The organism is Agrobacterium sp. lyk4-40-TYG-31 (assembly GCF_030209855.1).
Lineage (GTDB): Bacteria > Pseudomonadota > Alphaproteobacteria > Rhizobiales > Rhizobiaceae > Agrobacterium > Agrobacterium vaccinii.
Genome location: NZ_JARVRE010000020.1, coordinates 44,467 through 56,457, shown reverse-complemented (window position 1 = coordinate 56,457; position 11,991 = coordinate 44,467). Strand labels below are relative to the sequence as shown.

Sequence of the window (11,991 nt, the reverse complement as noted above, 5' to 3'; positions counted from 1 at the left end):
GGGAGTGTGACATTCCAACTTTGCAGAAACAGGACACTTTAACTTTGCGGCTACACATAAAGATCGCATAACATATATTATGGAACTTTTTGATGTGATGCGTTTGCCGGAACTTGAGGTTCATCACAACGCTCGACATCGTTGCCACTCTTTGCAAGATTGCTCTCGCGGCACAGGCTCATGAGCGATAGTGATATGAAAATCATCATTCTACCAGGACTGGATGGGACTGGGCTTCTTCTTACGGAGCTAGAGAGTATTCTTGCCAAAGAGAACGCGGTTTCGGTTATCCAGTATCCTGTAGACCGCTATCTATATGACGATCTTCTAAGTTGGGTGAAAGACAAACTTCCGAGTGATGATTTCATTGTGGTGGCGGAATCCTTTGCTGGTCCACTTGCAATTATGTTGGCGTCGCAAAAGCCCGTGGGTTTGAGAGGCATCGTCTTCGTTGCGACATTTGCGCGATCGCCTCTGCGTTTGCCTTTGTTTCTGCCCCACTTGGTAAGAATCATACCGTTCAAATCACCATTCCTGGCTTGGTTGATACAGCCACTCCTAATGGGTCGATGGTCGAGCAAGATGTTCACGGAAAGGTTTCAGAACGCTGTGAATCTCGTACCCGCAAGAACCTTTGCCGGTCGGTTGAGAGAAGTTCTGAAGGTCGACATGCGTAACCAACTGAAAGAATTGTCTCTGCCATTTATCTATCTTCTAGCCACGCAGGATCGGTTGGTGCCCGCAAGAATGTCGCAAGATTTTGAACTGGTCTCCGAGACGATTTCAACAATTGATGGACCGCACTTTCTTCTTCAGTCTAGAGCGCCAGACGCAGCTCGGTTTATCCTGAAATTTGCAGGTCTTTTGCGTGGAACACGATAGCGCCAAGGAATAAGCCGAGTGTCTCAAACCATCTAGCTTTGTAGATTTTAAATTCAATACAGTATTTTATATCAATTACTTAGAGATAAACCTTCCTTCAAACTTATATCTCCCCGGACGCCTCGCGGCGTCTGATGTCGAGTTCTTCGCTGTATCGCCGTAGCGTGTGACTTTCGGTTAGCAGACCGATGGGTCTGTTCTCTATCTTGTCGTTGACGACGGCCAGCACTTCGCTTTCGGTGGTGTCGAACAAGGCCGCGGCCTGGCGGGCGTTCATGGTGGGAAGAAGTACGTCTGTCTTGTAGCGCAGATAGGTTTCGAGGCTGATCGTTTTGGAATCCCGCTCCATGGGATCGGCGTAGATTTCCGGCACGAGGATGATGCCGGCGTAGCGTCCGTCGTCGTGGGTCATGATGACGCGCTGGGTCGAGCCGAGAGGAAACTTTTCCTTGAAAGCTGGCAGGCCGATGCTGACGGTTTCTTTTCTGATATCGGCGCGCATCATCTTTCCAACGGTCAGGTCACGAATCCAGCCGATGTCGTGGGCGCTGCGTATGCTTTCGCCACGCAGGTGGAAGCGCCATGTGGCGAAGGAATATCCGAAGGTCGTGCGCACCACCAGCGAAGTCGTCATGACTGCTGCCAGCACCAGAACGGTGATCTGGAAGTCGCCCGTCAGTTCCAGCGCCAGGAACGTCATGGTCAAGGGTCCGCCGATGATTGCGGCTGCGAAGGCACTCATGCCGATGACGGCGTAGACGATGGGCTGGGTATCGCCGTAACCGATATAGGGCGCAAAAATCGCAAAAATTTTGCCCAGCAGCGAGCCCATGAACAACGATGCGAAAAACAGGCCGCCGCGAAAGTTCGAGCCAATCGAAATGGCACTGGCAGCGGCTTTCAGAACAAACAATCCGCTCAATGCCCAGACCGTCATGGCCGCATCGAGGTTTAGATGCAGCGCGCCGTGGCCACTGGACAAAACCTGCGGCGAAATCAATGCCAGTGCGCCAACAGCAATGCCGCCTAACGCTGGCCTAAGCCAGATCGGGATGCGGCTTTTCCGGGCTGTTTCCTCGATGAAAGATACGGTCTGCATGAGAATGATGCCGATGCCTGCGCAGACCGCTCCCAGAAATATCGCGGGAATATAATCTGGTGGCGTCACGGCGCTGTGGCCTACGATATCGATGCTGAGGCCATGCTGGGACAACAGGCCAGCTACGATGGTCGCGACCAGCGCTGAAACGATCAAGGGCGCGAGCGTGACGATGGTGTAGGTGCCGATGATGAGTTCTATGGCATAGAACGCGCCTGTCAGCGGCGCATTGAAGGCCGCAGCGATGGCACCTGCTGCGCCGCAGCCGACCAGGATACGCATGTCGCCTCGCCTCAGCTTGAGATTGACGCCGAGCTTCGATGCGACGCCACTGGCGACCTGTGTGTAACCGGCCTCAAGCCCCACGGATGCGCCAAATCCGTTGGAAACGATGTTCTGCAAGCAGACGATGACGCTATCGGTTAAAGACAGTCGACCGCCGTGCAAGGCGTTTGCCTCGATGGGGTCGATCATCGGTTTCTTGCGGGTTTTCGAGATAATGAAAATGATGGTGCCGAGAATGATACCGCCGGCCAGCGGCCCGAGAAGCACGATCCAGCCGGACAGGTCGCTGCTGCTCAATCGCTCTACGCCAAAGACGAGCGTGTGGAGAAAGGTCGTGATTGCGCCGATGAGGACGACGAAAAGACCCGCCGCCGCGCCCACAAACAAAGCCAGTATGACCAACGCGACTTCGCCGCGCCGGAAAACCGCGCGCAGGCGGCTTGAGCGGAGATTATCGAAGAAGCTTGCCATAGTGGGTGCACGGAAAGGCTTGGTCGACATCGTTTTTCCTTGGCAGTCCGAGATCAGGTCAAATCAGGTCGATCTCGAAGCGCATCTGGTCGTAACCCGGCTCTACGTGGTCGGGCGTTTCCCGCATGACTGTGTCATAATCTAGCGGCGTGTGCATGTGGGTTAGTATGGCGCGCTTGGCTCGAAGCTTCGCAATCCAATCCAGCGACTGTTCAAGCGACAGATGGCTGGGATGAAAACGGTACTGCAACGTATCGATCACCAGCACGTCGATATCCATCAGCTTTTCCACGGACTCGGGCGGAAAGTCGCTGACATCGGTGCAATAGGCAACATCGCCGATGCGAAAACCCAGCGAGTGCGTGTCGCCGTGCTGCTGCATGTGTGGCTTGAAACTGATAGTGCCGCCTGCCCCGGCAACCTCGAATTCCGTGTCCATGTCGTGGATGATATGCGGCTCGACGATGGGTGGATAGTTGCTGCCCGGCGGTGTTTCCAGACAATAGGGAAAGCCATCGCGAATGCGCTGCATCGTCGTCGGGTCGGCGTGGATGGGAATCCGTTTGCGGCTGGAAATGAAATATCCGCGCAGGTCATCGATGCCATGGAGGTGGTCGGCATGGGAGTGGGTATAGATCACGGCGTCTAAATGTTCTACCCTGGCGACGATCAGCTGCGCGCGAAGATCCGGCCCGGTGTCGATCACAACGGTCGTGATGCCACCATCGGGAGCAAATTGCTGCACCATGAAGGCCGCACGGGTGCGCATATTCCTGGGATTTGCAGGATCACAGGCGCCCCAGTCACCATTGATACGCGGTACGCCCGGCGACGAGCCGCAACCCAGTATCGTGAAGCGACGCCGATAGCCTGCCAAAACTACACCTTCGTCATCTTGGAAAAGCAGCGGAAAGCGTTTTCCGTGGTGACGTCAGCCATTCGCTCATAGGACACGCCATGCACCTCTGCCAAAACCTCGGCTGTGTTGACGACGTAGGATGGCTCATTGCGTTTACCGCGCCAGCGCTTGGGCGCAAGATACGGCGCATCTGTTTCCACCAGCAGCCGGTCCAGCGGAACGGTCGCGGCGATATCTCTAATGTCCTGCGATTTCGGGAAGGTAAGAATGCCGGAGAAGGAGACGTAACCGCCAAGCTCCACACCGGCATTCGCCAGTTCCTGACCGGCTGAGAAGCAGTGGAGAATGAAAGGAAAAGCACCCTTCGCGCTTTCTTCGCGCAAAATCGCAATCATGTCGTCATCAGCGCTGCGACTGTGGATGACGAGCGGAAGCTTCGTGATGCGCGCAGCTTCGATGTGGCGTCGCAGGCCGGTTTTCTGATCTTCCGGCTTTTGCGTATCGTAGAAATAATCAAGACCCGCCTCGCCTATGGCCACAATCTTCTCATGGCTGTTCGCCAGCCGCACCAGATCGTCGGCCGTGATGTCGAGTTCTTCGTCGGCATTGTTGGGATGCGTGCCAACAGAGCAGAAGACTGAGGGATATTTCTCCGCGATCTTCAGCAGTTCCGGCAGACGCGCGACGCGGGTGGAGATCGTCACCATCTGGCTGACGCCGGATGCATGAGCGCGCGCGATGATATCGTCGCGCTCCGCATCGAAATCAGCAAAATCCAGATGGCAATGGGTATCAATCAGCATCGGCTTCAAGCCTCTGGCGCCACGTAACGCGGGAAGACCGGCCTCGGCGCTTCGAGCGGTGTGCCGGGAACGAGACGACCGCCCTCACCCAAGGCTGCGAAATCACGCTTGTCCGCAGGTGCAGCAACGAGATCGAGCAGCTTTTCGCAGGAGCCTGGCATAAACGGCTGAAGCAGAATGCCGATCTGGCGAACCACCTCCGCAGTCACGTAAAGTACCGTGCCCATGCGCTCTGGGTCAGTCTTTTTCAACGCCCAAGGCTCCTGACCCGCAAAGTAGCGGTCAGTTTCAGACACCACAGCAATGATCGCGGCAAGCGCCTTGTGGATCATCTGCTTGCCCATTTCGTCGCTGCATGTCGCGTGTAGCGCATCAGCGGCGGCCAGCATGGCCTTGTCTTCATCGGTAAACGCGCCGGGTGTCGGAATCTGACCATCGCAATTCTTGACGATCATGGACAATGAGCGGCTGGCAAGGTTGCCAATTCCATTCGCCAGATCGGCATTGATGCGGGTGGCGATTCCGTCTTCGCTGTAGCTTCCGTCCTGTCCGAAGGAGACTTCGCGCAGGAAGAAGTAACGCACCTGATCCAGCCCGAAATGGTTCACCAGATCGACGGGATCGACCACGTTGCCGACAGACTTCGACATTTTCTCGCCCTTGTTGAGCAGGAAGCCGTGGGCGTAAACGCGCTTGGGCAGTGGCAAGCCAGCGCTCATCAGGAAGGCAGGCCAGTACACCGCGTGGAAGCGAATGATGTCCTTGCCGATGATATGCACGTCGGCAGGCCAGTATTTGGCACGTGGACCGTTCTTGTCTTCGATATAGCCGGTCGCGGTGATGTAGTTGGTGAGCGCATCGACCCACACATACATCACATGCTTCGGATCATTGGGAACTTTGATACCCCAATCGAAGGTGGTGCGCGAAACCGAAAGGTCTTTCAGACCGGACTTAACGAAAGAGATGACTTCGTTGCGGCGCTCGGCCGGACCGATGAAATCAGGGTTCTCTTCGTAGAGCTTCAGCAGTTTGTCCTGATATTCGGACAGCTTGAAGAAGTAGCTTTCCTCCTCGACCCATTCGACCGGTGTGCCCTGTGGCCCATATCGAACTCCGTCAGTGCGTACTTCCGTTTCGTCCTCGGCATAGTAGGCCTCGTCACGCACGGAATACCAGCCGGCATAGCTGTCCTTATAGATGTCGCCATTATCGGCCATCAGGTTCCAGATGCTGCGCGAGGTCTCGTGGTGACGTTCTTCCGTGGTGCGGATGAAATCGTCATTGGAGGCGTTGAGCAGCTTGCCCATGGCGCGGAACTGATCTGAGTTGCGCTGCGCCAGTTCTTCCGGCGTAATGCCTTCGGCGCGGGCCGTCTGCTGCATTTTCTGGCCGTGTTCGTCGGTACCCGTCAGAAAGAAGACGTCCTTACCATCCAGACGCTGAAAACGCGCCATGGCATCCGTTGCGATCAGCTCGTAGGCATGGCCGATATGCGGCTTGCCGTTGGGATAGGAAATCGCTGTTGTGATGTAGAAAGGTGTCTTGTCTGTCATGACGCTCGATCGGCTTTACGGTCTGTTTTTGAGATAGACCGCTCTTAGCCTATTGTTCGCGCAAGCGAAAGCAAAAGCCGTACAAAATTGACGGACTGTCAAACAGCGCGCATGTCTTCCAGAATGGAAAGCACCATCTGCTTCTTGTCCAGATTATAGGCCTGCGCGATGGTGATGCGTTCTGAAAGCGACGACGACAGGCGAGCATGACGCTCGGCGGCACTGATATCGCCTGCCATGGCCGCAGCCCTTGCTCTGTCCATCAGTGTTTCGGTTGCATGGTCCATGAAGAAGCCGAGAACGATGTCGCCGTCCTTCTGGGCCAGCACGTCAGCAAGTTTGTGCATCTGTTTTCGCGCCGAAGGACCGCTCGCCGCCATGACGTCGCTGAACACATCCACGATGTCAGAGCCGCCGTAGTTCAGAAGCTTTAGCGCTTGCGAAACGCTGCCCTTGGAGGCGGAAAGAAGCGATGACCGCTTGTCATCGGACATCGTCAGGCCGAGATTTTTCAGCGCTTGCTCCATATCTCGATTGTCCAGCGGTAGGAGACGTAAGGGCATGCAGCGCGAGCGGATGGTGGGCAAAAGTTTGCCAGGTGCATGCGAAAGAACCAGAAACAGCGCCCGTTTCGGTGGTTCTTCGAGAATTTTCAGGATTGCATTCGCGGCATTGCGATTCAGGTCGTCTGCCGGGTCGATGATGACGATACGCCAGTTGCCGGTGCCGGAGGTCTGGGAGAAGAAGTGCCCTGCCCTTCGAACCTCATCCACCGTAATGGCCGACTTTACCTTGCCGGTTTTCTCATCAACCGGTCGTGTCAGGTGCAGCAGATTATGGGAAGCGCCGGACGCAATCTGGCGACTGACCTGTGATTCCGGGTCAGGGTCAGCTAGATTTTCTGGCGCCAGCGCGGGCTCCGGGTAAGACAACACGTGGTGGGCAAAGCGGAACGCAAGCGTCGCCTTGCCAATGCCTTCCGGCCCCTCGATCAGGATGGCATGGTGACCCTTACCCGAGCGATAGGATTGCGCCAGGAACTGCGCTGCCTCGTCATGACCGAATAATTTCGGGTTTTCCTGCGGCGGAATGGCTCCGTCCAGAACGCCGTGAACCTCGCTCATTCCGCAATTTCCGTGACGTTCGCCAGCAGCGGTTCTACCAGTAACAACACGTCTTCGGTTACCTTTTCAGGTGGCTGATCTGCGTTGACGATGCGACACCGCCGCGGCTCGTTCAGGGCGATATCGAGATAGGCCTCGCGCCGCTTCTCGTGCGTTTCCAGCTCTTCCTTCTCGAACCTATCAGGCGTCGCGCCCTCGTCTGCCCGCTTACGCGCCCGTGCAAGACCGGAGGCGGCAGGGATATCGAAAATAAGCGTCAGATCCGGCATCGTGCCGTCGATGGCAATGCGCTGCAGGGTCTCGATGAATTCAGGCTCCAGATTACCCGTCGTACCCTGATAGACCCGGGAGGAATCCAGAAAGCGGTCGCATAAAACGACGGAGCCCTTGTTCAACGCTGGTCTGATGACTTCTTCAACATGGTCGTTGCGCGCGGCGGCAAACAGCATGGCCTCCATGCGCACGCCAAAAGGTTCGGCGGCACCCGAAAGGAGCACATGGCGCACGGCCTCCGCACCCGGAGAACCGCCCGGCTCGCGGGTCACGACGACATCAAGTCCGCGCTTGCGCAGAGTCTCTGCAAGAAGGGTGATCTGCGTGGATTTTCCAGCGCCCTCGCCGCCTTCGAAGCTGATGAACAATCCAGTGTTTTCGGACAATGTAACTTCCTGACTTCCGCAATACGTCGGCCTGTGTGTAACCCATATCAGCGGATTGGGAAACTATCGACACCAAAGCACGTTGCGGAAAACCGCAGCCAAACCGTGCGATGTTGCTACAACCAGAAGAACAACAGCTCTTTCAGTGCGCCGGTCGCATTCTGCGTCAACGTTCCTGTATCTACCGCGGCTTTGGTATAGAGCGGCACCTCACGCAGCAGCTTTTCGCCGGAGAAAATGCGCAGCGTCGCCGCATTGAAATTGGCCTCCAGCGGTGCATTGAGCGGCCATTTATAGACGATGCGACCGGACAGTCTGTCGGGATTGTTGATGGGCACAAGAATGCTCACCTGCTCGTGCACCGCCAGATCGACAGCCGAAACTGAGCCACCGTAGACGCTGATATTGCCAACGGTCTCATCTTTCTGGAACAGGCTGCGCTTTTCGAAAGCTGTCAGTCCCCACTCCACCACACGACGCGCTTCTTCCTGCCGCGTTTTGTCATCCGCCATCCCTGCGAGAGTAAGATAAATCCGGCGTCCATCACGTTCAGCTGAAACGACAGCTGAAAAGCCGTGGCCCTCGGCATAACCCAATCCCAACCCGTCGATTCCGTTACCGATCAGCGAATTCTTGTTGCGCTGGAAAATGCGGTTCCACTCGAAATCCGGCTTGCTGAACAGGCCGTAGCGATCCCCCGACGTGTCGTGAATGTGCTTTGCCAGCAAAACCATATCCTTCGCCGTGGTGCTGCTGACTTGGTCGGGCAAACCAGTCGAGTTTGCAAAGGCGCTGGCTGTCATGCCGAGCGTCTTTGCCCGCTCGGTCATCTGCTTTGCGAAAGCCGGATCGGACCCCGCCATGCCCTCGGCGACGATGAGGCAACCGTCATTTGCGTTTTGCACGATAATGCCGGTCAGAAGATCATTGATCGGAACGGAGGATTTCAGTGCCGCAAACATCGTGGATGTCCGCGACGGTGCACCACCTGTGCGCCAGGCATATTCCGACACGGGATACGCCGTTTCAGGATTGACCTGCCCTTGCTTGAGAGCATCCATCACCACTTCCACGGTCATCAGCTTCGCGAGCGATGCGGGCGCAAACGGCTTGTTTTCATCAATGGCAAGCAGGACAGTGCCGGTCTCGGCATCGACCATATAGGCCTGCTGCGCCTTGACCGTGATGGTTGCTTGGGCCGATGCAGCGCCTGCGCCAGTGTGGATGCAGACCGCAGCAATCAGGAGTGCGCTAAAATGTCGGAGAATAAGTGTGCGCATAACGTCTCAGCCCGCCAGTCTGTGTCTTTCAGCAAGCACAACGACTTGAAGCATTTTCAGGCAATTTGCCTGAAAACACTTTCTGAATCGTTCCGCAGTCGAAGATAGTCGGTTCGAGGCAGGCAGTATAGGCAAGGAATCAGCGTGCCTTGCCCTGCTTGTTTTTCACAAAGCTCAGAATGGACGCTTCGGTCAGTTGCCCGCGATTGACGAGAACCTTGTCGAAGGCGCTCGCGGCCTTTGAAACAGGTGCGGCTTCTTCGGAATAGGCTGAAGCGAAACGGCCTGCTGGCGTCGGCGCACGAAGGAAATTGCCTTCCGGGCGCTCACTGAGGAACGGGCCGATCTCAGGCAGAATCACGAATTGCTCGGAGCCCTGGCTCATCACAGGTGCCGGGCCATTGACCAGTGGCATAGCCTGTAGCGCCTGATTTTTCTTCGTGCCTACCATCGCCATCTGCGCAGAGCCGCCATAGGCAGGGCTGGACGGGATTGGAATATTGGTTGCCGAAGCAGATGCGACCATCACACCGGTCGCAATCTGTCCCTCGGGATTGATGCCCGGACCACGCGAACCCTTCGGCGCATAGGACGCCATCAGATACGGCATGTCATGGCCATCAAGCGGTGCGCGACCGACATATTGGACGCGAACATTGGCCGTGCCGGTGGCCTTCATATCGAGGAGATCGGCGGTCTTGCTGGACACATCGATCAAGCGACCCTCGTGGAACGGTCCGCGGTCGTTGACGCGGACGATGACGGAGGAGCCGTTGTTCAGATTGGTAACGCGGGCATAGCTGGGCAAAGGGAAAGTCGGGTGCGCGGCAGAAAGATGTTCTTTGTCGTAGGCCTCGCCATTCGCCGTCAGACGACCGTGGAATGCGGAGCCGTACCAGGACGCAAGGCCCGACTTGTCGTAATTCTGTTCTTCCTTCGGGAAATAGCGGCGACCTTTGACGGTATAGGCATTACCGACGAGGAAACGCCCGCCGCCCTTGGGAATATTGGCACCATCGGCAACACGCGGGCTGGCCTTCACGCCATACTCGGATTCAGAAAAATATTCCTTGCTCCGCTTAGGCTTGGTTTCGGTCTTCGACGTTGTCGAACAGGATGCTGTCGCCGCGCATAGAACCGCAATGCCGAGCCACTTCGCGCCCACACCGACTTTCGTTACCGTAGATTTCAAATCCATGCCCCGTGCTGCTTTGAGCCGTCTTTACGACAACCCCTCTCATGCCTCGATGATCATGCCCCTGACATCGAAGCACCTAACAGCCGCTTAATCTTGCCCGCAACATGGCGAAATTGCGAACGGACAGTGCGATTTAGATAAAATTGTAACCAACGTGGTTACCGTTTTGTTAATCCGACCGCCCGTTATACGACGGTGAAAAGCCCTCAACGACGGATTGACGCAGTAGCGCAAACCGTTATAAAGCCACGCATAACACGGATGGGTGTCCGAGTGGTTTAAGGAACCGGTCTTGAAAACCGGCGTGCGTGAGAGCGTACCGTGGGTTCGAATCCCACCCCATCTGCCATGTATGTTTCGCATACGTTCCCATATGTTCCGTTTTTGTCTTGCACGTCGCACCTTTTTAGGTTTCAGTGTTCCCATTCGTTCCCACCCTTTATCATACAATCCCATGAAAAAGCGGGTACAAGAGCGGGTACTTTCGAATTGAAAAGCGGGTACAGCGAGAGCAAGCGTGCTGACAGACACAGCGATCAAAAAAGCCAAAGCCAAAGACAAACCCTACAAGCTTGCAGACACGAATGGTCTTCACCTCTTTGTTGCCACATCAGGGTCAAAGAGCTGGCGGTACCGCTACTATTTCGCTGACAAGGAAAAGCTGCTCGTGTTGGGCTCCTATCCTGACGTTTCTTTGGTCGATGCGCGGCGGTTGCGAGATGATGCGCGCAAGCTTGTGAAAGACGGTAAAGACCCCTCAGCGCTGAAGAAGCTCGAGAAGGTCATTGGCCGGAAGCAGGCGGGCGAAACCTTCCAGGCGATGGCGCTCGAGTGGCACGAACACACCAAACCCACGTGGACGGACCGGCACGCTGCTGAAGTGTTGGCGACCATGAAACGAGATGTGTTCCCGCTGGTTGGTGACCTACCGATCAGAGGCATTGATCCCCCGACCGTCCTCGGACTTTTGAAACTGGTCGAGAGGCGCGGCGCTGTAGAAACAGCGAAGCGAATCCGGCAGCGAATGTCAGCTGTGTTCGTCTAAAGATGACAACCCCACAGCAGATTGAAAAGCTTGAGTTGCTCGATGGCTCCCGCGCGGGAAACAGAGAGAAGGCAGCGGTGCGCATCGAGGATGTGAAAGACCTACTGCAGCTCGCCAAGATCAAGACCCAGTCGATCACAGCAGCTCCGACCATGGATGATTTTAACTCGATGTTGAGAGACCTCGAGGAAATTTCCAATCGCCTCGCGACGGTCGCAGCCGCGGTTCAACGGAAGGTTCTCCGTTGATGAGAGAAATCGTCTATGATCAAGTAGATGAAATGCTCGAGTGGGCGCAGCACCGCATCCCCGGCGTCAAATTTCGCCAAGATGCGTCAGCGATAGGAATGAAGGCGGAGGATGATTTTCAGGGCGTTGTCGTCTTCGACAGTTTTACCAACACCGGGTGCTGGGTTTCTGTGGCGTCTAACGGCAGTCGCAAGTGGATCAACCGCGAATTCATAATTCGAGTATTTGCTTATGTTTTTATACAGCTCGACTATCCGCGGCTAAATTCGTTCGTCTCAGTCAACAATACCGATGCTATCCGTTTCAACGAGCATTTTGGCTTCCAACGCGAGGGACTGATGACGAAGGCCGCCACGTCGGCACGTACGCGCAGGATTTTCAGCGGGAGACTGGGCGAGGCGAAGCTGAGTACCGCACCATCGATATCTCTGACGGTCACAAAGTACCGACCGAAACGACCGAGCGGGAAGTAGGGAGCCTCA

Annotated in this window: 12 protein-coding genes and 1 tRNA gene; 5 read left to right on the top strand and 8 right to left on the bottom strand. The window is 55.9% G+C overall.

Annotated features, from left to right (window positions below; translation table 11 throughout):
• The first annotated feature begins 195 nt into the window (after positions 1–195).
• A complete protein-coding gene (locus QRN55_RS23725) occupies positions 196–882 on the top strand; it encodes an alpha/beta fold hydrolase (RefSeq protein ID WP_284778537.1) in 687 nt (228 codons plus the stop codon).
• A gap of 103 nt (positions 883–985) precedes the next feature.
• Here the strand turns inward: QRN55_RS23725 and QRN55_RS23720 are convergent, their stop codons facing one another.
• The 8 genes from QRN55_RS23720 to QRN55_RS23685 form a co-directional block, all read right to left on the bottom strand.
• Positions 986–2,767, bottom strand: coding sequence for a chloride channel protein (locus QRN55_RS23720; RefSeq protein ID WP_284778536.1), 1,782 nt, complete (start codon positions 2,765–2,767; stop codon positions 986–988).
• Between the two features lie 28 nt (positions 2,768–2,795).
• A complete protein-coding gene (locus QRN55_RS23715) occupies positions 2,796–3,614 on the bottom strand; it encodes an MBL fold metallo-hydrolase (protein WP_284778535.1) in 819 nt (272 codons plus the stop codon).
• Between the two features lie 2 nt (positions 3,615–3,616).
• Positions 3,617–4,399, bottom strand: a complete 783-nt coding sequence (locus QRN55_RS23710; RefSeq protein WP_284778534.1) for a TatD family hydrolase — start codon at positions 4,397–4,399, stop codon at positions 3,617–3,619.
• A gap of 5 nt (positions 4,400–4,404) precedes the next feature.
• Positions 4,405–5,955, bottom strand: coding sequence for a methionine--tRNA ligase (metG, locus tag QRN55_RS23705; RefSeq protein ID WP_284778533.1), 1,551 nt, complete (start codon positions 5,953–5,955; stop codon positions 4,405–4,407).
• A gap of 98 nt (positions 5,956–6,053) precedes the next feature.
• Positions 6,054–7,079 (bottom strand): DNA polymerase III subunit delta', encoded by a 1,026-nt coding sequence (locus tag QRN55_RS23700; protein WP_284778532.1) that lies wholly within the window; start codon positions 7,077–7,079, stop codon positions 6,054–6,056.
• Positions 7,076–7,738 carry a dTMP kinase gene (tmk, locus tag QRN55_RS23695; protein WP_111838347.1) on the bottom strand — a complete coding sequence of 221 codons (663 nt, stop codon included), beginning with the start codon at positions 7,736–7,738 and terminating at the stop codon, positions 7,076–7,078. The genes QRN55_RS23700 and tmk overlap by 4 nt, the downstream gene beginning before the upstream one ends.
• Positions 7,739–7,854: 116 nt before the next feature.
• Positions 7,855–9,018: a D-alanyl-D-alanine carboxypeptidase family protein gene (locus tag QRN55_RS23690; protein ID WP_284778531.1), complete on the bottom strand. Its 1,164-nt coding sequence runs from the start codon at positions 9,016–9,018 to the stop codon at positions 7,855–7,857.
• 139 nt (positions 9,019–9,157) lie between these two features.
• A complete protein-coding gene (locus tag QRN55_RS23685) occupies positions 9,158–10,216 on the bottom strand; it encodes a septal ring lytic transglycosylase RlpA family protein (RefSeq protein ID WP_502871371.1) in 1,059 nt (352 codons plus the stop codon).
• 259 nt (positions 10,217–10,475) lie between these two features.
• On the opposite strand from QRN55_RS23685, the gene QRN55_RS23680 reads away from it, so the two are divergent.
• The 4 genes from QRN55_RS23680 (at position 10,476) to QRN55_RS23665 (ending at position 11,982) form a co-directional block, all read left to right on the top strand.
• Positions 10,476–10,565, top strand: a tRNA-Ser gene (locus QRN55_RS23680).
• 168 nt (positions 10,566–10,733) lie between these two features.
• Positions 10,734–11,261: a tyrosine-type recombinase/integrase gene (locus tag QRN55_RS23675; protein WP_284778530.1), complete on the top strand. Its 528-nt coding sequence runs from the start codon at positions 10,734–10,736 to the stop codon at positions 11,259–11,261.
• Positions 11,262–11,263: 2 nt separating this feature from the next.
• The gene (locus QRN55_RS23670; protein WP_284778529.1) at positions 11,264–11,509 is read left to right on the top strand and encodes a hypothetical protein; all 246 of its coding nucleotides are present in this window, start codon (positions 11,264–11,266) and stop codon (positions 11,507–11,509) included.
• A complete protein-coding gene (locus QRN55_RS23665; RefSeq protein WP_284778528.1) occupies positions 11,509–11,982 on the top strand; it encodes a GNAT family N-acetyltransferase in 474 nt (157 codons plus the stop codon). Before QRN55_RS23670 ends, QRN55_RS23665 begins: the two co-directional genes overlap by 1 nt.
• Positions 11,983–11,991 lie beyond the last annotated feature (9 nt).